25 protein-coding genes are annotated in these 20,147 nt (G+C 67.3%); 15 read left to right on the forward strand and 10 right to left on the reverse strand.

Going from position 1 to position 20,147, the window contains the following annotated elements; all coding sequences use genetic code 11:
- Window positions 1-15 precede the first annotated feature (15 nt).
- Window positions 16-486: an Rrf2 family transcriptional regulator gene (locus QUE68_RS07340; RefSeq protein WP_284230748.1), complete on the forward strand. Its 471-nt coding sequence runs from the start codon at window positions 16-18 to the stop codon at window positions 484-486.
- 83 nt (window positions 487-569) lie between these two features.
- On the opposite strand, the gene QUE68_RS07345 is transcribed toward QUE68_RS07340, so the two are convergent.
- A complete protein-coding gene (locus QUE68_RS07345) occupies window positions 570-1,193 on the reverse strand; it encodes a TetR/AcrR family transcriptional regulator C-terminal domain-containing protein (RefSeq protein ID WP_349816887.1) in 624 nt (207 codons plus the stop codon).
- Between the two features lie 99 nt (window positions 1,194-1,292).
- Between QUE68_RS07345 and QUE68_RS07350 the strand changes: the two genes are divergently transcribed.
- The 4 genes from QUE68_RS07350 to QUE68_RS07365 all read left to right on the forward strand — a co-directional run bounded on the left by QUE68_RS07350 (window position 1,293) and on the right by QUE68_RS07365 (window position 4,467).
- A complete protein-coding gene (locus QUE68_RS07350) occupies window positions 1,293-2,207 on the forward strand; it encodes an alpha/beta hydrolase (RefSeq protein ID WP_284233373.1) in 915 nt (304 codons plus the stop codon).
- Complete coding sequence (locus QUE68_RS07355; protein ID WP_284233375.1) at window positions 2,194-2,850, forward strand: maleylpyruvate isomerase family mycothiol-dependent enzyme; 657 nt, start codon at window positions 2,194-2,196, stop codon at window positions 2,848-2,850. The genes QUE68_RS07350 and QUE68_RS07355 overlap by 14 nt, the downstream gene beginning before the upstream one ends.
- A 158-nt stretch (window positions 2,851-3,008) precedes the next feature.
- Entirely contained in the window at window positions 3,009-4,022 is a 1,014-nt protein-coding gene (locus QUE68_RS07360) for a nitronate monooxygenase (RefSeq protein ID WP_284233376.1), read from the forward strand.
- 151 nt (window positions 4,023-4,173) lie between these two features.
- Window positions 4,174-4,467, forward strand: a complete 294-nt coding sequence (locus tag QUE68_RS07365; protein ID WP_284225322.1) for a hypothetical protein — start codon at window positions 4,174-4,176, stop codon at window positions 4,465-4,467.
- Window positions 4,468-4,524: 57 nt separating this feature from the next.
- Here QUE68_RS07365 and QUE68_RS07370 read toward each other — a convergent pair whose 3' ends face one another.
- The 3 genes from QUE68_RS07370 to QUE68_RS07380 are packed head-to-tail and all read right to left on the reverse strand — an operon-like array spanning window position 4,525 to window position 7,375.
- Window positions 4,525-5,427 carry a DUF4097 family beta strand repeat-containing protein gene (locus QUE68_RS07370; RefSeq protein ID WP_284225323.1) on the reverse strand — a complete coding sequence of 301 codons (903 nt, stop codon included), beginning with the start codon at window positions 5,425-5,427 and terminating at the stop codon, window positions 4,525-4,527.
- Between the two features lie 17 nt (window positions 5,428-5,444).
- Complete coding sequence (locus tag QUE68_RS07375) at window positions 5,445-6,089, reverse strand: response regulator transcription factor (RefSeq protein WP_284225324.1); 645 nt, start codon at window positions 6,087-6,089, stop codon at window positions 5,445-5,447.
- Entirely contained in the window at window positions 6,077-7,375 is a 1,299-nt protein-coding gene (locus tag QUE68_RS07380) for a sensor histidine kinase (protein WP_284225325.1), read from the reverse strand. Before QUE68_RS07380 ends, QUE68_RS07375 begins: the two co-directional genes overlap by 13 nt.
- Window positions 7,376-7,594: 219 nt before the next feature.
- On the opposite strand from QUE68_RS07380, the gene QUE68_RS07385 reads away from it, so the two are divergent.
- The gene (locus tag QUE68_RS07385) at window positions 7,595-8,023 is read left to right on the forward strand and encodes a DoxX family protein (RefSeq protein WP_284225326.1); all 429 of its coding nucleotides are present in this window, start codon (window positions 7,595-7,597) and stop codon (window positions 8,021-8,023) included.
- A gap of 1 nt (window position 8,024) precedes the next feature.
- Here the strand turns inward: QUE68_RS07385 and QUE68_RS07390 are convergent, their stop codons facing one another.
- Window positions 8,025-8,438 carry a VOC family protein gene (locus QUE68_RS07390; protein WP_284225327.1) on the reverse strand — a complete coding sequence of 138 codons (414 nt, stop codon included), beginning with the start codon at window positions 8,436-8,438 and terminating at the stop codon, window positions 8,025-8,027.
- A gap of 77 nt (window positions 8,439-8,515) precedes the next feature.
- Between QUE68_RS07390 and QUE68_RS07395 the strand changes: the two genes are divergently transcribed.
- On the forward strand, window positions 8,516-9,397 hold the full coding sequence (locus QUE68_RS07395) for an LLM class flavin-dependent oxidoreductase (RefSeq protein ID WP_284230753.1): 882 nt from the start codon (window positions 8,516-8,518) through the stop codon (window positions 9,395-9,397).
- 9 nt (window positions 9,398-9,406) lie between these two features.
- Here QUE68_RS07395 and QUE68_RS07400 read toward each other — a convergent pair whose 3' ends face one another.
- On the reverse strand, window positions 9,407-10,168 hold the full coding sequence (locus QUE68_RS07400) for a phytanoyl-CoA dioxygenase family protein (protein WP_284225328.1): 762 nt from the start codon (window positions 10,166-10,168) through the stop codon (window positions 9,407-9,409).
- Between the two features lie 613 nt (window positions 10,169-10,781).
- On the opposite strand from QUE68_RS07400, the gene QUE68_RS07405 reads away from it, so the two are divergent.
- The 3 genes from QUE68_RS07405 to QUE68_RS07415 all read left to right on the forward strand — a co-directional run bounded on the left by QUE68_RS07405 (window position 10,782) and on the right by QUE68_RS07415 (window position 12,119).
- A complete protein-coding gene (locus QUE68_RS07405; RefSeq protein ID WP_284225329.1) occupies window positions 10,782-11,279 on the forward strand; it encodes an IclR family transcriptional regulator in 498 nt (165 codons plus the stop codon).
- Between the two features lie 75 nt (window positions 11,280-11,354).
- Window positions 11,355-11,750 (forward strand): DUF6632 domain-containing protein, encoded by a 396-nt coding sequence (locus QUE68_RS07410; protein ID WP_284233377.1) that lies wholly within the window; start codon window positions 11,355-11,357, stop codon window positions 11,748-11,750.
- Window positions 11,751-11,864: 114 nt separating this feature from the next.
- Window positions 11,865-12,119, forward strand: a complete 255-nt coding sequence (locus QUE68_RS07415) for a hypothetical protein (protein ID WP_284233379.1) — start codon at window positions 11,865-11,867, stop codon at window positions 12,117-12,119.
- 10 nt (window positions 12,120-12,129) lie between these two features.
- On the opposite strand, the gene QUE68_RS07420 is transcribed toward QUE68_RS07415, so the two are convergent.
- The 4 genes from QUE68_RS07420 to QUE68_RS07435 are packed head-to-tail and all read right to left on the reverse strand — an operon-like array spanning window position 12,130 to window position 16,173.
- Window positions 12,130-12,804, reverse strand: a complete 675-nt coding sequence (locus tag QUE68_RS07420) for a class II aldolase/adducin family protein (protein ID WP_284233381.1) — start codon at window positions 12,802-12,804, stop codon at window positions 12,130-12,132.
- Window positions 12,801-13,838 (reverse strand): zinc-dependent alcohol dehydrogenase, encoded by a 1,038-nt coding sequence (locus QUE68_RS07425; protein WP_284225333.1) that lies wholly within the window; start codon window positions 13,836-13,838, stop codon window positions 12,801-12,803. The genes QUE68_RS07420 and QUE68_RS07425 overlap by 4 nt, the downstream gene beginning before the upstream one ends.
- Window positions 13,835-15,346, reverse strand: coding sequence for a xylulokinase (locus QUE68_RS07430; protein ID WP_284225334.1), 1,512 nt, complete (start codon window positions 15,344-15,346; stop codon window positions 13,835-13,837). The genes QUE68_RS07425 and QUE68_RS07430 overlap by 4 nt, the downstream gene beginning before the upstream one ends.
- Window positions 15,343-16,173, reverse strand: coding sequence for a DeoR/GlpR family DNA-binding transcription regulator (locus tag QUE68_RS07435; RefSeq protein ID WP_284233382.1), 831 nt, complete (start codon window positions 16,171-16,173; stop codon window positions 15,343-15,345). Before QUE68_RS07435 ends, QUE68_RS07430 begins: the two co-directional genes overlap by 4 nt.
- Window positions 16,174-16,588: 415 nt before the next feature.
- On the opposite strand from QUE68_RS07435, the gene QUE68_RS07440 reads away from it, so the two are divergent.
- From QUE68_RS07440 to QUE68_RS07460, 5 genes are all read left to right on the forward strand, one after another.
- Complete coding sequence (locus tag QUE68_RS07440) at window positions 16,589-17,692, forward strand: tyrosine-type recombinase/integrase (protein WP_286275371.1); 1,104 nt, start codon at window positions 16,589-16,591, stop codon at window positions 17,690-17,692.
- Window positions 17,689-18,225: a hypothetical protein gene (locus QUE68_RS07445; protein WP_286275372.1), complete on the forward strand. Its 537-nt coding sequence runs from the start codon at window positions 17,689-17,691 to the stop codon at window positions 18,223-18,225. Before QUE68_RS07440 ends, QUE68_RS07445 begins: the two co-directional genes overlap by 4 nt.
- A 105-nt stretch (window positions 18,226-18,330) precedes the next feature.
- Window positions 18,331-18,552, forward strand: coding sequence for a helix-turn-helix domain-containing protein (locus QUE68_RS07450; protein ID WP_286275373.1), 222 nt, complete (start codon window positions 18,331-18,333; stop codon window positions 18,550-18,552).
- The gene (locus QUE68_RS07455) at window positions 18,549-18,971 is read left to right on the forward strand and encodes a DUF2742 domain-containing protein (protein ID WP_286275374.1); all 423 of its coding nucleotides are present in this window, start codon (window positions 18,549-18,551) and stop codon (window positions 18,969-18,971) included. The genes QUE68_RS07450 and QUE68_RS07455 overlap by 4 nt, the downstream gene beginning before the upstream one ends.
- Before the next feature lie 230 nt (window positions 18,972-19,201).
- Window positions 19,202-20,146, forward strand: a complete 945-nt coding sequence (locus QUE68_RS07460; RefSeq protein WP_286275375.1) for an AAA family ATPase — start codon at window positions 19,202-19,204, stop codon at window positions 20,144-20,146.
- The last annotated feature ends 1 nt before the right edge of the window (window position 20,147 follow it).

Consider the following 20,147-nt stretch of genomic DNA (forward strand, 5'->3'; position numbering starts at 1 on the left):
GGCATGATTCGCATCATGCGGATGTCGGCCAAGGCGGAGTATGCCGTCCGGGCCATGGTGCAGCTGGCCACGGTGGCCGACGGCGAGCTCGTCAAGACCGACGACCTGGCCAAGGCGCAGGGCATCCCGCCGCAGTTCCTCGTCGACATCCTGTCCGATCTGCGCACCGATCGGCTGGTGCGCAGTCACCGCGGTCGCGACGGTGGCTACGCGTTGGCCCGGCCCGCCGCCGGGATCAGCATCGCCGACGTGCTGCGCTGCATCGACGGTCCACTGGCCAGCGTCCGCGACATCGGCCTCGGCGACCTGCCGTACGCGGGCCCGACGGCCGCGCTGACCGACGTGTGGCGGGCGCTTCGCGCCAGCATGCGGTCGGTGCTGGAGGAGACCAGCCTGGCTGACGTCGCGACGGGTGACCTGCCGAACCACGTCGCCACGCTCGCGGGTGAGTACGTCGGCCAGGAGGAGGAGCGCGGCCACGCCTAGCGCATTGCCGTCCTTCCGCGAGCGTGCGCGTCTGCAGGCGACATGCCGCGTGAATACGACACTTCGCGCACGCTCGGTGTGAGCTACCGGGAGCGCGCCGCAATGCCGGCGATCAGCATCTGCAGACCCCGGTCGAAGTCGTCCTCGACCGTGGTGGCCATCGCCACCTTGGAGAGCTGTTCGACGTGGGGGAACTCGGAGCCGGCCACTGCGCCGATGGTCGCGGCCGCTTCTGAGGCGCCACCTGTCAGTGGCCCGGCGAGCTCGGCCTGAGCCGACCCGATCACCAGGGCGAAGACGGCGTGGAATGCGGCGAGACGGTCGCGGTCCGTCAGGTCGGCGCGCCCGAGGACGACGACGAGGGCGTCGACGATGGCGAAGCCGGTCGCCGACGCCATGCGACGGGTCAGCACCAGGGGGATGGCGGCGCGATGGGCGCGCACGCCGCGCCACATTTCGGTGGCGATGGCGTGGAGGTCATGGCGCCAGTCCTGGCCCGGCGGCGGCACCGACACCGCGGCGACGACCGCGGCGACGACGAGTTCCTCTAGTGCTTCCTTGCTCGTCACGTAGTTGTACATCGTCATCGGACCGGTCCCGAGCGCACTGGCCAAGGACCGCATGCTGAGCGCACTCAGGCCGGACTCGTCGACGATTTGTAATGCTGCCGAGGCTATTTCGTCCCTGGTGAACCGTGCCCGCACCATCGCCTGACTCCTGCCGCGCCGTCGAAACGCTTGACACGTACACCGTACCTAACGCATGATGCGAAGCAACACGTACAGCGTACTTATCGAGGAGGGTCGATGATGATCGACGACATCGCCGAGATTCCTACCGAGCGCGTCGACTTCGTGTCCGGGGGGACGCGGTGTGCCGCCTGGCTGACCCTGCCGCCCGGCGCCGGCTCTCATCCCGCGGTGGTGCTGGCGCACGGACTCGGCGCCACCCACGACATGCTGCTGACGCAGTACGAGCAACACTTTGCGGCCGCCGGCATTGCTACGCTGGCATTCGACTACCGACACACCGGAGCTTCCGGTGGGGAACCGCGACAACGGATTTCGCTGGCAAGGCAACGCCAGGACGTCATGGCCGCGCTGACCTACGCGATGACACGGAAGGACGTCGATCCGGGCCGCGTCGGGCTGTGGGGCACCAGCCTCGGTGCCATGAACGTGATCCGGGCGGCAGCTGGACGATCCGACGTCGCGGCCGCAGTAGTGCAGTGCCCGATCGTGCACGGGCCTGGCGCGGCGCGCAGTCTGGGGTTGCGGGGGCCCCTGAGGCTGACGCCTGCGATCGTCGACGACGCCGTTGGTGGGCTACTCCGCCGCGGTCGCCGCTATGTGCCGATCGTGGGACCGCAGGGAAGCGTCGCCATGGTGACGGCGTCGGGCGCGCTGGACGGATGGAACTCCACCGTGCCGCCAGGAGGCACGTTCGACAACCGCATCGCGGCGGCGGACGCGGTCGCCATGATCGCCACGTCGGCGCTTCGAGACGCCCGCCGCGTCAGCGCTCCGCTGTTGGTCTGCGTGTGCGACCGCGAGAATCTGATCGACCCGCGGTACGCGGAACTGGTCGCCGAGCGGGCGCCACGCGGCCTCGCGAGGCACTACGACTCCGACCACTTCACGATCTACCATCCACCGCTGCTCGGCAGGGTGCTCATCGATCAGACCGCATTCTTCGTGGAACATCTCGATGTCGACGCGTGAACGCCTGCGGGCCAACGACGTTCGCTTCCTAGCGGTCGCCGCGACGCTGCGGCCCGACGAGTGGGCGGCGCAGAGCCTCTGCACCGATTGGACCAACCGCGAGATTCTGGCCCACCTCGTCGTCGGCTACAGCTGTGCCATCGGTGCGTTCGCCGCCGAGATGGGTCGTCACCGCGGCGCGTTCAACCCGGCCAACGCCGCGCTGGCACGCGAGAAGGGGTCGTCGCGCACCCCCGCCGAACTGCTGGCCGACTTTGCGGGGTTCGTCGAGCGCCCTGAGGGCATCGGCCGGTACTTCCCGCGTCGGCTGTTGCTCGGCGACCACGTCACCCACGAGCTCGACATCGTGATGGCAGTCGACCGCGAGCCCGTCATCGCCACCGATGCGCTCGTCGACGTGCTGAGGACGCAGGTGACGGTGCCCAACCCGTTCGTGCCCGCGTTCGCCAACAGCCTCGGACTGCACCTCGTCGCCACCGACGCCGAGTGGACGCACGGCACCGGGCCCGTCGTCGAAGGCCGGGCTGCTGACCTGGTGTCCGTGCTGGGCAACCGGCCGAGGGCGCTAGGCGCCCTGCGCGGCGACGGCGTCGCGAGGTTGGCGGCGCGGGTGCTCAGCCGCCAAACCCGTACGGCCGGCTGATGATCGCGAGGTAGTGGCGGAAGTGAGGCTGACACCGTGCTAAGGCGTGACTGCTCCTCGCGGATCTTAGCGGCCACGATGGTGTGATTGAAACTGATGACCATCTCGACGACCGAACCACCTTGGGCGCGGCCGGCACGGCGTTGCAGGATGTAGCGATGAGTTTCGACATGCGCTCGCTCGACACGCCACTGATCGTCGCGCCAATGGCAGGCGGCGCGACGACGCCGGAGCTCGCCGCGGCCGGTTCCAACGCGGGCGGCCTCGGCTTCTTGGCCGCCGGCTATCTGACGTCCGAGCTTTTCGCCGAACGCATCACCGCGGCGCGCGGGCTGACGACGGGTCCACTGGGCGTGAACCTCTTCGTCGTCCGGTCGAGTGCGGCCCAGCCCGACGCGATCCGCCGGTATGCGATCGCCCTGGCCGACGAGTCCGAACGCTACGGTGCCCAACTCGGGGAACCGCGTTACGACGACGACCACTGGGCCGCGAAACTCGCCGTCGTGATGGACCTCAAACCCGAGGTGGTGTCCTTCACCTTCGGTCTGCCGACCGCGGACGAATGTCAGCGACTCAGCGGCGGCGGCATCACGACGGTCGCCACGGTCACCACGCTGGCCGAGGCTGAGACCGCCGTCGCGCGCGGCGTGGATGCCGTTGCCGTCCAGGGCCCGGCGGCGGGTGGGCACCGCGGCACGCTCGACCCGGCGGCCGCCCCGCCGACCCAGCCGCTGGATCAGTTGCTGCGCGCCACGACGACCGCACTCGACGTCCCGGTGATCGCCGCCGGCGGGCTGATGACGGCCGCCGACGTCGCCGACGTCCTGGTCTCCGGCGCGGTAGCTGCCCAACTGGGCACCGCGTTCCTGCTGGCGGACGAGGCGGGCAGCAGTCCGGTGCACCGCGCCGCGTTGCGCGACCCGCAGTTCACCGAGACCGCCGTGACCCGATGCTTCTCCGGCCGGTATGCCCGCGGCCTGCGCAACCGGTTCATCGACGACCACGACGCGCAGGCACCCCTGGGCTACCCCGAGATCCACTACATGACGAGCCCCGTGCGGGCCGCGGCCGTCAAGGCGGGCGACCCGCATGGCGTAAACGTGTGGGCGGGCAAAGGATTTCGGAAGGCCACCGAGGGTTCCGTCGCGGACATCATGGCATCGCTGGTCTGACCACGATCCAAAAGCCGTCAGCCTCAACGTCATTCGGGGGATATCCCCCACGAAGGTCGTAGGAAAGCGCCATGCCCAGCTGGCCCGACCGTCAATAGCGTTGGGGGCGTGCGGGAGCGACGGGCTCCCCGTGACGCTGGGAGATCCACCCATGAAGCAGTTCGCATTACCAATCATCGCCGGCTTGACCGCCGCGGCGTTCGCCTTCGGCTCAGCAGCCAATGCCGCGCCTACCGAACCGTCACCGGCCGCCGACACGGTGAAGTCCTTGGCGGCCGACGGTTACCACGTCATCGTCACTAGGACTGGCGCAGGGGAACTTTCGGCCTGTTCGGTCACGTCCGTCCGAACGGGTCAGACGTTCTCCACCGTGGACTCGCGCGGAGGCTCGTCACCTGCCGTCACCGTCGTCTCGAAGACGATGCGGGTAGACCTAGCCTGCTGAGCGCATGCAGTGGCGGACGGGCCGACCGGCCCGTCCGCCACGACGGCATGCGTCCGGTCAGCCGCGGCTGAGGCCGTTCACCGTGACGTCGCCGGTGTCGGATCGAACCGTCACCGTGGCGGCTGCCCGGGCCGGGTCGTTGGTCCTGGGCACCTCAACCTGGGTCGAGCCGCCGGATGCGTTGACCAGATACGGGCCGGGCCGAGGCAGCGACATCGCGACGTCGCCGTCGCGGGTGGTCACGTCGACCCTCCGCGGAGCCGCATCCCGGAATTCGGCGTCGACGTCCCCGTCGGACGAATCGACCACGAACGACTCGGTCACGGACGTGGGTTCGCGGGTCGAGACATCGCCGTCCTCGGTGCGGATCTGGACACGACGAGCCCCACCACCGAGCAGGACGTCACCGTGAGCGCTGTCGACCACTAGTTCGTCCACGTCGGTCTGGGTGAACACCATGCCGCGCTGCTGTCGGACGGTGATCGACATGCGACGAGCCAGTTCGGGCGGCAGGATCACGTTCACCTCGCCTGCGCTGTCCCAGTCGCCCAGTGGCGATCTCGCCCAGCCGGTGAAGGGGGATGGGGCGCCATCGACCACCAGCCGGGCGGTGCCCGCCTCGTCGGTGAGGGTGAGGTTGTGATCCCCCGCGCGGGACGAGTTGAGCAGCCGCATCCTCACCCTTGGTTCGCCGCCATCCCGATCGGCGGTGATGCGTACCGCGGCGGGGACGTCGCCGATGTCGATGACCAGCGCCTTGGTGTCGGCGGGAAGGGCCTTCTCGTCGGCCACCACGCGCAGCGTGCTCAGGCCCCAGGACGTAACCCCGAGTGCAACGACGGTGCTGATGACCACCGCGGCGGCGGCGATGACGAGGAGGACCCGCACGGCGGTGCGGTTGCCCGGAGTGAGTGGCGGGGGAGAAGCGGGCGCGGGTGGCGGAGGAGCAATGGTCGTCATGGTGAAAGTCCTTTGGTTCAGGATTCGAGGTAACGGAGGACGGCGAGGACGCGGCGGTTCTCGCTGGTGTCGGGAGCCAGGCCCAGCTTCGCGAAGATCGAGGCGATGTGCTTCTCGGCCGAACCGACCGAAACGTGCAGCGCGCCGGCGATTGCGGAGTTCGCCCGGCCTTCGGCCATCAGCTGAAGTACTTCGAGCTCGCGGGCGGTGAGCGCGTCGAGCGTGGAGCGTTGCCGCGAGCGGACGAGGATTTGTGACACCACCTCCGGGTCGAGCACGGTGCCGCCCCCGCCCACGACGGCGACCGCGTCGAGGAACGACGGCACGTCGGCGACGCGGTCCTTCAGCAGGTAGCCGAATCCCTTGGTGTCCGAGGCGATCAAATCTGCCGCATACCGTTCCTCCACGTAGTGCGACAGCACGAGCACCGGTGATTCCGGATTCTGGCTGCGGAGCAGTGCCGCAGCCCGAATCCCCTCGTCGGTGAACGTCGGCGGCATCCGGACGTCCAGGATGGCCAGGTCGGGCGCCAGTTCTCGCACGAGGCGCAACAGGTCGGTGGCGTCGGAGACACCTGCCACCACCTGGTGGCCCGCGTCGTTCAGGATCCGCTCGATACCCGCCCGCAGGAGCGCGGAGTCCTCCGCGATCACGATCCGCATGGCAACACCGCCGTCACGATGGTGGGACCCGTTGCGGGGCTTGACACCTCGAAGTTACCTCGCGCCGCGCGAACCCGGTCGCCAAGGCCACGCAGGCCCGTCGCATCGTCGTCGGTGGTCGCGGCGGCGCCGCCGACCCCGTCATCGAACACCGAGACGTGCAGCGCGTTCGAGGTCTCGTCGAACCGCACGGTCACCACGGCCTGGGTGGCCCTCGCGTGCTTGGCCACGTTGGTCAGTGCCTCGGCCACCACGAAGTAGGCACACGCCTCCACCTCGTCGGGTAGCCGGCGGGGCAGGTACACGTTCAGCGAGGTGGGTACGCCCGAGGTTTCGATGCGTTGGACCACCGAGGACAGGGCGGCATCCAGTCCCCGGTCGGCGAGAATCGTCGGTGCGATGCCGCGCACCACGTTGCGCAGTTCGACGAGGGCGCTCTTGGCGTCGTCGTGGGCCTCGGCGATCAGCAACTTGGCCTGGGGGAGGTTGGTGTCGAGCTTGGTCTGGGCCAAGCCGATCGTCATCGCCAGTGAGACGAGTCGAGGTTGCACACTGTCGTGCAGGTCGCGCTCGATGCGATGGCGTTCGGTCTGCGCCGAAGACACCGCGCCTTCGCGGGCGTCGCTCAACGCGCTGACTTCGTCCTGCAGTGCGGCGGTCGCCGACGCCGGCAGGAGCCAGCGGTCGATGGATGCGTCGACCGCGGGTGCGAAGACCACGATCGCGCTGGCGGCCAGCAATGCGACCACGGCCAGCAGCCACGCCAGCGGTGGCGAGAGGAACCATAGGCCCGCCGCCGCATCGCTTCGATCGATCGCCGTGGCGACCGCGGGGCCGGCGAACGCGAACGTTAGCAACGCCAGGGCGATAGCGCTCGCGAACACGTCGTAGCTCAGACGCAGATAGTGGTGGGCGACTGTCTTCCAGAACCGTGCACTGCTGACGTCCAGCCAGAGTTGATGCGCCCAGCGCTGAAAGCCGCTGTAGCCCGACGTCTTACGAGGCGCGAAGGGAATGCCGAAGCCGAAGACGGCTTCGCTGCGGACGCGTTCGATCCAATTAACGCCGCGCATCAGATAGATGAACACCACGCCGGCCACGAGGAAACCGATGACCGAGGGTATCGACGAGATCGCGACGATGAGGATCGTCAACGGGATCCAGAACCAGAGCACGCCGATGGCGGCGCCGGTCAGCATCGAGGCCGAGGGCACCACGCCGATCCGGCGCGAGTGGGAGGGCGCGTCCTGGAGGGGAAGCGGTTCGTCAAGGGTCATTGCCACCATGCCTTCAACCTAGGGAGTCCCGTCGCCCTCTGGTATGGCGTTTCCCCGAGACCCCTGCGGGGGTTAACCCCCTCCTGCGCGAGCGTGCGTGTCCGTACCCCGACACGCCGGTCAGCGCTCCTAGTTTGCGCACGTTCGTCGACGCCGCGATGCGATGAGTTCTGCGCGCGGCGCGTGTCTGACTCGGTACCAGATCATTTCCGCGGACAGGAGCGTGCCATGAACGTCGAAGCCACCGAGCCCCACACCCAAGTCCCCACCCACGCGGGCGGTCGACTGAGCGGGCGGATCGGCGTCGGCATCAGCGTGCTGGTGGGCGCGTTCCTCGTCTTCGACGCGGGCGGGAAGCTCGCGGGTGCGCCGCAGGTGAAGGAGGGCACCGAGGCGCTGGGGTTTCCCGCCAGCCAGGCCTTCGTCATGGGCGTGGTGCTGGCGGTCTGCGTCGTGGTCTACGCGGTTCCGCGGACGGCGGTACTCGGCGCCCTGGGCATCACGGCCTACCTCGGCGGTGCGGTCACGGCGAACATGCGAGTCGAGGCGCCGTTGTTCAGCGCGACTCTCTTCGCCGTCTATTTCGGCGTGCTGATGTGGGTAGGCATGGTGCTGCGTCGACCGGAACTCCTGAAGGTGGCGGGCCTGGCCCGGTGACTCATTTCGGCGCCATCAGTTCCAGCGCAATGTTGTCGGGATCGCGGAACTCGAGGATGTAGCCGACCCCGATGTCCTTGATCCCCTCGTGCTCGATCCCGAGGTCATCGAGATGTGCTGCGGCCGAGTCGAGTTCGCCCCGGGCCGACATGCGTAGGCACAGGTGGTCGAGGCCGACGCGATCCTCGTCGAACCGGTCGTCGGCGACTGGACGTAGTCCGATCAGTGCGTCACCGATGTCGTAGATGACGCCACCGAAGAGGAAGCCCAGTTGCTCGAGGGTGGCGGCGTCGGCGCCCTCGGGCACCTCGAAGGCGACCGGCCAGCCGAACACGGACTCGTAGAAGCGTCGGGACCGCGCGATGTCGGTGACGGTGAGCCGAACGTGTTCGATGGAACGTGCGTTGATCGTCATGTCGACCATGCTGTCAGGTGGGGACGTCGGACGGGCGCGGACTGGGCGCGTGTCAGAATCCGGTCGTGGACATTGGAATGACGCTGCCGGTGATGGAACCCGACCTCGACGCCGCCACGCTGAAGGCGTGGGCGCGGGCCATCGACGGTGGCCCGTTCAGCTCCCTGTGCTGGGGTGAGCGCATCGCCTTCGACAACCCGGACTCGTTGACGCTCCTCGGGGCACTGAGTGCGTGGACCGATCGCGTTCGGCTGGTCACGACCGTCATCGTCCCGCAGCTGCACGACCCGGTCATGCTGGCGAAGGCGCTGGCCACCGGCGACATGCTCAGCGGCGGGCGGCTCACCGTCGGCATCGGCATCGGCGGTAGGAAGGAAGACTACGACGCGGTCGGCGCCGACATGTCGACCCAGACGATGCGCGGCATGGCAGAGCGCGTCGCGACGATGAGGCGGGTGTGGGCGGGCGAGAAGCTCACCGAGTCCATCCTCCCCGTCGGACCTCCGCCGGTGCAGTCGGGCGGTCCGCGGCTGCTGGTCGGGACCATCGGACCCAAGACGGTTCGAAGCGCTGCGACGTGGGCCGACGGGATGGCGGGAACCACCCTCGACCTAGACCTCGACAAGGAGAACGAGCTGTTCGACGTCGCGCGGGACGCGTGGAGCGAGGCCGGGCGGCCCGCGCCTCATCTGGCGACGTCGTTCTGGTTCGCCATCGGGAACGGTGACGAGCCTCGCGCTCAGATGCACCGCCACCTGCGTCGCTACATGAACTGGATTCCTGGCGAATTCGTCGACGCGATGGCACCGACGACGGGTTGGGCGGGCGATGACGACGACCTAGTCGACGTGCTGCGTGGGTTCGAGGCCATCGGCACGGATGAGGTGCACCTCATCCCGACGAGTTCGGACTTCGACCAGCTGCGCCGAGTGGCCGCCGTGGCCAAGGAATTCGCCTGATCGAGGCTCTCAGCCCGCGCCTGGACCGCGGCGGCCGACGCAGAGCGCATCCCATTGCCGCTGCGAAACACTATGCCGCAGTTGCTGTATCGCGCGGCGCGGCAGCATCAGCCGGGAGTAGACGTAATACGGCGACCGGCTCGAATAGGCGAACGTCACCGAGTACCGCTCAGAGGTCGACGGCGGGAAGACTCGATGGAAGACCTGGCCGGTGTCGACGTGAATTGCCGTCATCCTTGGACCGGTGACCTGCGTCCACTCGGTGCGCGGCACCAGGCCCTGCATCCTGTCGTCGGGGACGCCCCGCAGGTTGTGACCACGCGTCGATTCGAGGATCGCCGCGGTGTGGGACCGGTGTACGTAGCCGAACGGCCCGGCACCGGCGCCGACGTCGGCGAGGTAGATGACGACCTTCAGAATTCGACGGTCCTCGTGGTCGAGATGCCAGCGACGGACGGCTTCGTGGTTGCCGCCCGCCGCGGATTCGACCAGTTCGCGTTTGACCTCGACGCCCAGGTAACGCGCCGGCAAGCCGATGTGGCACTCGGCGAGATCCAGGAGGTGTCCGGACAACCCCCACAGGAACAGCGTCGGATCGCCCGCGAGTTCCCGGGGCGTCGCCTTCACGCAAGGCTTGTCCACGGTCTTGCGCCGCAGCAATCCGACGAAGCGGTCGGCTGACGCCACGACGTCGGGTGGCAGGTCGACGGCGCGCACGGCGACCCCGGCGTCGTCGAGATCGGCGAGCACGGTGCGCTGTTCGTCGGACACGGAGGGAAGCCGAATGGCGTGTCTGGCTCGCTTCGCGTCGTACCGCTGGTCACTCCAGTGGCTGACCAGTGGCGTTTCCGCGAGTGAACGCAGGGCGAATGCGCTTTGGCGCCGCATCGCGCTGATTCCGCGCGGCACTAGACGACGGACGGCGCGCGCCTTGCCCGGTCGTGCCTCATCAGCGTCCCCGGCTGCCACGGTTAGCGACACCACGACGATCCTCCAGCCCCGAAAACATACTTTCGCCCTGAATCGGACCTAGGCGATTGCTGAAACTACCACTTGTGGGCACTGAAGGGGGACGGCAAAATGACTGCAACCGTTTCGACGATGGGTCATGATCGGCCCCGGGGCCGGTCGGGTAGCGATCCGTCGATGTCAATGGGTCGAAATCGTCGGCCATGTGCCGCTACGACACGTCATTTACGCTTGCGTCGAACTCTCGGCAAATCGACACGCTGATCATGACACTAGCAGCAGATTGTTTGCTGTAGTTCCCGATCAGTGCGGGTGAGTCGGTCCGCTGAGCGAACCGAAGCCTTTCGCGGTCATTCCGTGGCGACCCACACTTCAGCCCGACACGGCCCTCGAGGGAAAGGTTTGGGCATCGACGATGACCGGGCAGATGACGATGTTGACCGCGATCGGGGCTGCGACGCGTGAACCGGCGCGGACGTTGTCATCCCTGACCGCCACAGTCGTCTCGATCTCGGTACTGCACGAAGGCAGGATCCGGGTGGTCACGGCGACGCGCGGGGTGGTGAAGGACGTGCCGCGGATGCAGCCGTTCGACGAGCTTCCCCCGACGCATGCTGCGGGACAGTTGCTGCTCGTCGCGGCGGGAAGCCTTGGTGGCGAGGCCCCGTCGGGTGTGTCCGACGAAGAATGGCGGCAGGCCCGCGCGACGTTCGCCAGGCCCGGGAATCTCGTCATAGACCGCCAGCAGGTGCTCACCGGCGTGTGTTGCGTTGCCGCTCCGGTGCGGCGGCCCAGCGGGGAGCCTAACGCCTCGATCAGCGCCATCTCGCTCACGCCCTCCGTGCCCGCCGGACTCGCCGAGCTCGTGCAGAGGGCGTCGCGGGAGATCACCCGCAACCTCGCCCTCGGGTGACGCCGAATCGATTGAACCATTCGACCCGCCGCGCACGTTGAGAGAGTGTCGGTACGAAATCGTTTGGAGGACAGAGTGTCACCTGCGTACAAGCTTCTGCGGATCGCACTCGTGATCTTCGGCGCGATCTGCCTGCTGCTCTATCCCCTGGCCGTGGTGTGGCCGGCGGGCTGGGCATGGCATGCCGGCGCTCCGGAGGAATCCGACTACTTCATGATGATCGTGGGCCTGTACGCGACGCTTGGCGTCTTCCTGATCAACGCGGCACGGAACCCGTCGGCCAACCTGAGCCTGATCTGGTTCGCCGCGTGGTCCAGCGCAGTACACGCTTCGATCATGGCGGTGCAGTCCTTCGGCGGCGGACACCACATGGGGCACCTGGCCGGGGACGTCCCCGCACTGCTCTTGGTGGCCGTCGTGCTGTCCGTGCTCGTGGTTCGCTCCGGCGTCGAGCGCGCTCCGGCTAGCTGAGCGCGCTCCATACGACGCACCTGCCGTCGCGCAACGAAGCCAACCCGTTTCAAAACCCCAAGACTGCTGCGGCGCAATGGGCATCGCTGGCATGACGACAGAAGGAGAATCATTGTGGACATTCGTCGAATCGTTGGCGGAATGCTGGCCGCGGGGGCGATCGCCGGCGGGGTCGGTCTCGTTGCGGCGCCCACCGCGGCTGCCCTGCCGAGACAGTGCGGACAACTCAACAACGCGCAGCAGAGTGCGTTCAGGCAGTGGCAGTACCTGAGCGTCACGTACGGGTCCGATAGTTCGAGAGCCCAGGCCGCCGATCGTGCTCAGGTCATCGCGCTGGCTCGCGCAGACGCTGCCGGCTGCTACGGCTGACGCTGCTGGACTACTCAGGTTCTGTCGCGGTATCGGTGGTCTGCTGGCCATAGCCCGAGAGCCGTCGACCCACCTCGGCGAGCTCGTCATCGTCCAGAACGCGGACGCTCGCCCCGGTGGCCATGGCCCGGAGGTGCACGTCGCACACGTACTCGAGGTAGGGCACCAGGCCGAGCACCTTGGGTAACGCCGTACCGACGAGGACCGCGCCGTGGTTGCCCATCAGCGCCGCCGTCCGATCCCGAAGTGCGGCGGTGACGTTGTCGGCCAACTGCGGCGTTCCGAAGGTCGCATACGGCGCGACGCGGACCGAACCACCGAACAACGCCGAGTAGTAGTGGGACGCCGGCACCACGTCGACCACGGTGGATAGCGCGGTCGAGGCCGGTCCATGCGTGTGGACGACCGCGCTGTGCTCCGATGACCGGTAGACGGCCAGGTGCAGGGCCAGCTCGCTGGACGGTTCGAGCACCGCGTCGACCACGTGGCCGTCGAGGTCGTGGATCCCGACGTCGCGAGGCGACATCGTCTCGTAGTCGACGCCGCTGGGGGAGATGACTACGTGATCGTCCACGCGCACCGATACGTTCCCCGCCGTGCCCACCACCAGCCCGGACCGGCTCAGGAATCGGCAGGCCTCGACGACCTGTGCGCGTTCGTCGCCGAACCGAAGTCGGTCGCTCATGGGACGAGGATGTACTTCGAGCCGCGGCCGGCGGCCATGTCCTCCAGGCTGGGCACCAGGGCCTCCAACGGTCGACGCTCGGTCACCAGCATGGAGCCGTCGACCTTTCGGCTGGCCAGCAGCTCGACGGCGGTGCGGACGTAGTTCGGTGTGTGATGGAAGACGCCCTTGAGGGTGTACTCCTCGTAGTGCATGGCACTCGAGTCGACGGAAAACGGTGCGCCCTTGGGGGTTCCGCCAAAGAGCACCGCGGTAGCCCCGGGCCGCAGCGTGCGCACGGTCTGCTCCCACACCTGCGGTAGGCCGACGGCCTCGATTCCGACATCGGCGCCGCGTCCGTGCGGGGTGTGGCTCTTGATCAACGCGACTCGATCGTCGAAATCTGGAACACCGGACAGGTCAACGGTTTGCACCGCTCCCGCTCGCGTGGCCTGCTCCAGACGCCACGGCGACTGGTCGACGGAGACGACGTTGGCGCCGCGCAGCGTGGAGAGCCGGACGAACATCAAACCGATCGGGCCCGCGCCGTGGACCACCACGGTGTCGCCCAGTTCGATTCCCGTCTCGGCCATGCCGTGCACCACGGTGGCCAGCGGCTCCAGTGGTGCGGCGTCGGCGAAGTCGAGATCGTCGGGGAGCAGGTAGGTATTCCTGGCGACGATGGCAGCCGGGATGATCACCTCCTCGGCGAAGGCGCCGTTGAGGAATTCGAGGTTCTCGCAAAGACTCTCGCGATTGCGGATGCATGCCCAGCAGTGACCGCACGGCACCGTGTTGGCGGCGACCACGCGATTCCCGACGGCGAACTGATCGACCCCGTCGCCGACGGCGGTGACCACCCCGGCGAACTCGTGGCCGAACCTTGACGGCAGGACGGGGAACAGCTTCGGGTGCCCGCGCCGGTACGACTTCAAGTCGGTCCCGCAGGTCGCTGCGGCCTTGACCTCCACCAGCACCTCACCAGGGCCTGGTTCCGTCGCTCGGACGTCCTCCAGGCGTAGGTCTCCTGGCCCGTAGAACATGGCGGCTCTCATTGCGATTCTCCTAGCGATAGGTCATGCAGGTCGTGGAGCAGGTCATTGGTATGCACGTAGATGCGCTGGTACACCGACCGCAGCTCGGCATACGCCGCGGCGGCCCACGGCCGGGGTTCGACCACTGCGTCGGTAGTGGCCATTGCCGCCGCCGCTTCGGGAAGCGAGGGGAATTCACCGATGGCGGTCAGCGCGACGGCCGCTGCCCCCAGCGCGCTGATCTCGCCGGCGGCGCAGACTTGCAGCGGTCGGTCGAAGACGTCGGCGAGGATCTGGACCCAGAGCTCGCTACGTGCGCCGCCGCCCATCGCGCGGATCACCGCCACGCGTTCCCCCCGCGCCTGTTCCAACCCGTCGAGCTGCATGCGGAGTTCGAAGGCAATGCCCTCCAGCAGGGACCGGTAGAAGTGGGCGCGGGTGTGGCAGCCCTGCCAGCCCAACGTCACCCCCGAAGCCCGACTGTCCCAGTGCGGCGTCTGCGCAGCGTTCCAGTAGGGGAGCGTCAGTAGATGCTCGCTGCCGGGCGGGAGCATGGCGGCCGCACCCTCCAACTCCGGATCGGGGGCTCCGGCGAGGGCGGAGTCGCCGAACTGCTGCCGGAACCACGTCGGCAGGAAGGTGCCCGACGAGCTGAACGTCTCCACCGTGGTCTGACCCGGCATCGCCGAGACCATCGACCGGTAAGCCCGTGAGGGCAGGTACGTCGTCGTCTCGCTGCCGATCACCACGGCAGTGCCGAGCACCAGATAGGCGGCCCCAGGATCGGTGACCCCCAGTCCGATCCCGGCGGCCTGACCGTCACCGGTGCCCGCCACCACCGTCACGTCGCTGCCGAGGCCCCACCCGGAGGCGACGTCGGCGCGCAGCGGCCCGAGGGAGGTGCCGGTGGGCACGAGGTCGGGCAGCTGATCGCGGCGCAGGCCGGCGAGGTCGAGGAGCTCGCTGCTGTAGTCGCCGGTGGCCTGATCGAGTAACGCCAGCGGATCCACCGATGCGGTGCTCGACACCCACCGGCCCGTCATGGCGTGGACCAGGTAGGTGTGGACGTCGGCGAGCCGCTGGCAGCGCGCCATGGTCTCCGGTTCGTGGTCGCGCAACCACAGCAGCTTGTAGAGGCCGGGTGTGATGTCGGCGGGTTTACCCGACAACAGTTCGACCCGAGGTGAGCCATACCGGCTGGCCTCATCGTGCGCGCGACCGTCTAGCCACAGGATCGCCGGTCGGATGGGCCGGTCGTCGGCGTCGAGGCAGACGAAGCTCTCGCGCTGGTGGGTGACACAGATGGCGGCCACCGCGCCGGGGTCGTCGATGCCCTCGAGCGCCCGTCTGACGGCCAGATCGGTGGCGGCCCACCAGTCGTCGGCGTTCTGTTCGAACCGATGCGGCGACGGGCTGCGGGTGTCGAGGCCATGCGAGCCGGTACCGACGGTGCGCCCCGTGGCGTCGACGACGATCGCCTTGGCCGCCGTCGTCGAACAGTCGACCGCGATCACCAGGGGTGAGGTCATCGTTGGCCGCCTCCTGGCATGTCCCGCGCCGCGACGATGACGTTCACACCGCTGTCCTCGAGGCGTTGCACCTCCGCCGCGTCGAGCCCGTCGTCGACGACGACGGCATCGAACTCCTCGAGGTCGCAGATGCGGTGGATCGCGCGACGGGTGACCTTCGTGTGGTCGATGAGCAGTACGCAGAGTTCGGCGCTCGCCATGAAGGCCCGCTTGAGTTCGCTTGCCGCGCTAGAGGGGTGGAAGCACATGCCCCGCGATACGGCGGTCACCGACATGAAGAGGACGTCGTAGTGCATGTCGCGCAGCGTTCGCACCGACTGGGGGCCGACGAACGACGAGAAGTCGGCGACGTAGTCCCCGCCGATCGCGTTCAGCCTGACCCGGGGGTCGGTCGACAGCTCGTTGATGGCCGGCAGGAAGTTCGTCACCACGGTCAGGGGCGCGTGGGTCACTGGCACGTGCCTCAACAGCTCCGGCAGCACGTGCAGCGCCGTGGTGCTGTCATCGAGCGCCACCGCCTGCATGTCGACCTGCTTCGCGGCCCAGCGGTAGCCGGCGCACGCGACCGCTTGCTTCTCGATGACGTTGAGACCCCTACGGAGTTCGACGTTGCGCTCGAACGCCTCGCTCGATGGCGCCTCGGCCCCGGAGCGCACCTTGCGCAGCATGCCGTGGGCGTCGAGGTGATCGAGGTCGCGATGGATGGTCATGGTGCTGACGCCGAACCGGTCGGCCATCTCGTCGATGCGGGCGACGCCGCGGGCCTTGACGAAGGCGACGATCTCGGACCGGCGATGGGCGTTTCCGCTGGGTCGGGTGGACTGCATGGGCGACTCCGACCTCCTCGTCGAGTGCTCTCGGTCACACCAAAGATATCACCAAACATCACATCCGAACAGAATCGGTGTTAGATCGCCTGGTGTGGCCGCTCGCGGGCGCCACCATTCCGGCGACTGTGCAGTGTCATCCGCAACTCGCGGCGAAGGGAGTATGAGGCCGCACACTCGGCGCATGGCCATCACGTGTGGGGGGCCGCGAGCTGCGGCACTCGCCTCGGTGAACCGTGGTGCCCCCGGCAGGATTCGAACCTGACGAGACATTCCGGTGTGGCTAGTTCATTTACCTGCGGTTTCCATGCTTCTAGCTGGTCTTTCTGCACTTCCACCTATCCGGCAGTATAGGACACTGCCGGACACATTGATACATTGATGTTGTGCAGAACTTGTGCAGGGAATCGGACCAGTGACACGGAAGCGCCGGGGGTTCGGCCGTATCCGGCAGGAGCGCAGCGGTCGCTACAGCGCCGCCTACGTCGGGCCAGATACGAAACTGCACAAAGCGCCGCGCACCTATGCCACCGAAGGCGATGCCGAAGGCTGGCTCGCCGCCGAACGCCGCAAGATCGACCTGGGCACCTGGGGCGCCATTGAACGCTCGGATGGCGTGACGTTACGCGTCTACTCCGACAACTGGCTCGAGCAACGGCAGCTGCGGCCACGCACCAAGCAGCACTACGAGTCGATGCTCGAGCGACTGATCCTGCCCGATCTCGGCGCCATCAAGATGGTCACGCTGACGCCGACCAGAGTCCGGCAGTGGCATACGGGTCTAGGCGTCGTCCACTCGACGCGCAACGCGCACGCCTACGCCCTTCTGCATGCGATCTGCTCGACGGCCGTGCAAGACGAGGTGCTTGACGCCAACCCGTGCCGTATCCGCGCGGCGATGCAGACCAAACGTAAGCGCGATGTCAGCGTGCTCACCCCGGCCGAGGTCGACAAGCTCGCAGCGAAGATGCCCGCCGAACTACGTGCAAGCGTCATCTTGGCCGCCTGGTGTGGGCTGAGGTGGGGCGAAACCTCGGAGCTGCGCCGCAAGGACGTCACCAAGGATGCTGCCACGCTCCGTATTCGGAGGGCGGTTACCTACCGTCAAGGCAAGTTCCATATCGGTGAGCCGAAGACCGCCGCGGGCATCCGAGACGTGGCGGTGCCGCCGCACATCCGCCCGGTGGTGCTGGCGCATCTGAAGAACCACGTCGGTCGCGAGCCGGACGCCTTGCTGTTCCCCGTCGACACCGAGGGCGGGCACATGCATGGCGACAACTACCGCACCCATTGGGAGAAAGCCCGTGCGGCGATCGGCAAGCCGAATATGCGCGTTCACGACCTGCGACACGTCGGCGCCGTGCTCGCCGCCCAATCTGGAGCCACTACAGCGGAACTCATGCATCGTCTCGGGCACACCACGCCGCAGATGGCGCTGCGCTATCAACACGTCGCTGAAGGCCGCGACGCCGAAATTGCAGAGCGGCTATCGAAACTCGTTACAGGAGAGGGCAAATGACCGACGCAGCCGACGAGTTTCGGATGTTTACAGGCGAAATCCGTGACGAGGTGATCGCCAGGAGCCGCATTGAACAGGTGGTGCTCGACGACTACGAGCGCATGACTAAAAAGGCCAGAAAGGAGGTAATGCTTGCGGAATACCGCCATCGCCACAGTACAAAGGGATGCCTGTTGCTGCACGTCTGGCAGACTCCTCGAGGCAGGTGCTACTACCAACCTCCCTATGACCTCCCTCCCGCCGTCGCGGAGGCAGAATCAGCGGACGTGGCCCGGCAAGCACGTACAACCGACGGATATAGCAAGTGGGTCGCCCGCGCCGGATCGTTCGACCAGCTTCTCGAAACCCTCGGCGACGAGATCCTCGTCGAGGGTGCGCAAGGGCCATGGTTCGAACTCAGATGCGACCATGTCCGGATCTTTGTCTCAGGAAAAGTGCTGCGACACAACATCAACGGCGCGAAGCCTGGCTCGCCCGCCCGCGCCTTTCTGCCCGAGGACACGCCGCAGCAAGGTGTCATCGTCCGATATTGAGTGACCTGCCGTGTAACGTTGTGTCCGCAAAGGTTCACGCCCGGCAGGGAATCACGCCAGAACCGAGTCCGTTGGGCCGCTCGGAGACCGCAAAGGCGGTTTCCCATGCCCAGGAACTCACGTCCTCCTCTCAGTCGTCGGGAACGGCGACACCCTGAACTGATCGGCCTTCAAGAGGCCGCGGATTACTGCGACGTCTCGTATCGCACAGTCCGGCGTTGGATCGCCAATGGTCACCTAAACGCCGTTCGAGTCGGCCCCCGCCTTCTGAAGGTCGACGCACACGAGCTGGCCGCTTTCTTGCAGCCGACCGGCGGTGCTGAATGACACCACGAAAAAGCCCGGCCCCTACGGGTAACCGGGCTCTTCCAGGACACCGCGCCAACGGATCTGCCAATGGTACCGCCGCCCGCCGCGATCACGGCGTTAGCGAATCGCGGCAGGTGAGTTGGTGGGAAGTCCGCACCTTCGTTGAAGCTGCTATTCAACAGGCAGGCGTCACGTCATGGCCCGCAGCGGGAACGCCGGCCTGGTGCGCCCTTTCCGGCGGTGATCCGCGAAAGTGGGCAGCCCTCTTCGATGACGCCCAGCACTGGGCTCTTCGCGTCGACACCGCGCAGGAGGCGATGGCTGAGGCCAGTCGTGACCTGTCTAGCGCCGCCGATTGGTCCGCGGCTAACCGGTACGTGACCACTCACAACGCGTTCTATGCCGCTCGGCCCTGGCTCAAGCGGGTGACTCAGTGACGACGCAGAATGTTGCTGGAGCACGTGGGCAGGCCATCGCCGAACGCCTCAATGCATTGAATGACGCCGCGGTTCCCGGTTCCCGATCCCTATTACCGGAACCGGGAACCGCGACAGTTCCCGGTTCCGGGAACCGAGCCGGAACCGGAACCAAGCCAGAATTGACCACAGTTCCCGGTTCCCAACCCTCTATGCGGGAACCGGGAACCGCAGACGAGAAACGTCTCTACGTGGACATATGCGCCCTGCTCGACGGAACCATGCCGGAACCGCCGGAACCGGTCCTCGGCAAGCGCACCGACGGAACCGCACTGTTCTACGCCGGCCAAGTCAACTGGTGCTTCGGTGACCCAGAGTCGGGCAAGACGTGGCTTTGCCTCGTTTGCTGCGTAGAGGCTCTTCTTGCCGGGAAGAGGGTGTTAATCATCGACCTGGACCACAACGGCGCAGCCGCGACGGTGCGGCGACTCATCGACCTCGGCGCACCCCTCGATGCTCTGCGCGATCCCAATCGGTTCCGGTACTGCGAGCCCGAGGACCGCGCCGAACTTCGTCAGGTGGTCGACGACATGGCCGATTGGCGGCCCGCCGTCGCCGTCGTGGACTCGATCGGCGAACTCCTGCCGATGTACGGGTCGAACTCCAACAACGCCGACGAGTTCACCACCGTGCACACCTACGTGCTCAAGCCGCTCGCGAAATCCGGTGCCGCAGTCCTGGCCGTCGACCATCTCGCCAAGTCCGCCGACTCCCGGGCCGTCGGACCGGGTGGCACCGCGGCCAAACGTCGGGCCGTCGGTGGCGTGTCGCTCAGGGTGAAGATCAAGCAGCCCTTCACTCCCGGGCACGGCGGCAGCGCAACGCTGTTGGTGAACAAGGATCGACACGGCGGCCTGCGCAAGCACTGCCCGGTCGGTGATCGCGAACCCGTAGCCGGAACCTTCAAGCTGCTGGCATTCACCGACGGCGTTCTCGAGTGGGCCATCTACCCACCCACCGACGGTGAACGCAACGACGACGAGAACGCACCCGCCGAGGATGTCGCCGCCATCGCTGCACTCGACCCCCCACCGGACACCGTGGAGGACGCCCGATCCCGCCTCAAGTGGCAGAAACAGCGCACCGCCAACGCACTTCGCACTTTCCGCCAACAAACCAACCCAACGGAGAACTGAC

Source organism: Mycolicibacterium sp. TUM20985 (genome assembly GCF_030295745.1).
Lineage (GTDB): Bacteria > Actinomycetota > Actinomycetes > Mycobacteriales > Mycobacteriaceae > Mycobacterium.

Bases quoted from the DNA above. Each gene is read 5' to 3' on its own strand.
- QUE68_RS07340 (WP_284230748.1), top strand. From the start codon at position 16: ATGCGGATGTCGGCCAAGGCGGAGTATGCCGTCCGGGCCATGGTGCAG.
- QUE68_RS07345 (WP_349816887.1), bottom strand. From the start codon at position 1,193: ATGGTGCGGGCACGGTTCACCAGGGACGAAATAGCCTCGGCAGCATTA.
- QUE68_RS07350 (WP_284233373.1), top strand. From the start codon at position 1,293: ATGATGATCGACGACATCGCCGAGATTCCTACCGAGCGCGTCGACTTC.
- QUE68_RS07355 (WP_284233375.1), top strand. From the start codon at position 2,194: ATGTCGACGCGTGAACGCCTGCGGGCCAACGACGTTCGCTTCCTAGCG.
- QUE68_RS07360 (WP_284233376.1), top strand. From the start codon at position 3,009: ATGAGTTTCGACATGCGCTCGCTCGACACGCCACTGATCGTCGCGCCA.
- QUE68_RS07365 (WP_284225322.1), top strand. From the start codon at position 4,174: ATGAAGCAGTTCGCATTACCAATCATCGCCGGCTTGACCGCCGCGGCG.
- QUE68_RS07370 (WP_284225323.1), bottom strand. From the start codon at position 5,427: ATGACGACCATTGCTCCTCCGCCACCCGCGCCCGCTTCTCCCCCGCCA.
- QUE68_RS07375 (WP_284225324.1), bottom strand. From the start codon at position 6,089: ATGCGGATCGTGATCGCGGAGGACTCCGCGCTCCTGCGGGCGGGTATC.
- QUE68_RS07380 (WP_284225325.1), bottom strand. From the start codon at position 7,375: ATGGTGGCAATGACCCTTGACGAACCGCTTCCCCTCCAGGACGCGCCC.
- QUE68_RS07385 (WP_284225326.1), top strand. From the start codon at position 7,595: ATGAACGTCGAAGCCACCGAGCCCCACACCCAAGTCCCCACCCACGCG.
- QUE68_RS07390 (WP_284225327.1), bottom strand. From the start codon at position 8,438: ATGACGATCAACGCACGTTCCATCGAACACGTTCGGCTCACCGTCACC.
- QUE68_RS07395 (WP_284230753.1), top strand. From the start codon at position 8,516: ATGACGCTGCCGGTGATGGAACCCGACCTCGACGCCGCCACGCTGAAG.
- QUE68_RS07405 (WP_284225329.1), top strand. From the start codon at position 10,782: ATGACCGGGCAGATGACGATGTTGACCGCGATCGGGGCTGCGACGCGT.
- QUE68_RS07420 (WP_284233381.1), bottom strand. From the start codon at position 12,804: ATGAGCGACCGACTTCGGTTCGGCGACGAACGCGCACAGGTCGTCGAG.
- QUE68_RS07425 (WP_284225333.1), bottom strand. From the start codon at position 13,838: ATGAGAGCCGCCATGTTCTACGGGCCAGGAGACCTACGCCTGGAGGAC.
- QUE68_RS07430 (WP_284225334.1), bottom strand. From the start codon at position 15,346: ATGACCTCACCCCTGGTGATCGCGGTCGACTGTTCGACGACGGCGGCC.
- QUE68_RS07435 (WP_284233382.1), bottom strand. From the start codon at position 16,173: ATGCAGTCCACCCGACCCAGCGGAAACGCCCATCGCCGGTCCGAGATC.
- QUE68_RS07445 (WP_286275372.1), top strand. From the start codon at position 17,689: ATGACCGACGCAGCCGACGAGTTTCGGATGTTTACAGGCGAAATCCGT.
- QUE68_RS07450 (WP_286275373.1), top strand. From the start codon at position 18,331: ATGCCCAGGAACTCACGTCCTCCTCTCAGTCGTCGGGAACGGCGACAC.
- QUE68_RS07455 (WP_286275374.1), top strand. From the start codon at position 18,549: ATGACACCACGAAAAAGCCCGGCCCCTACGGGTAACCGGGCTCTTCCA.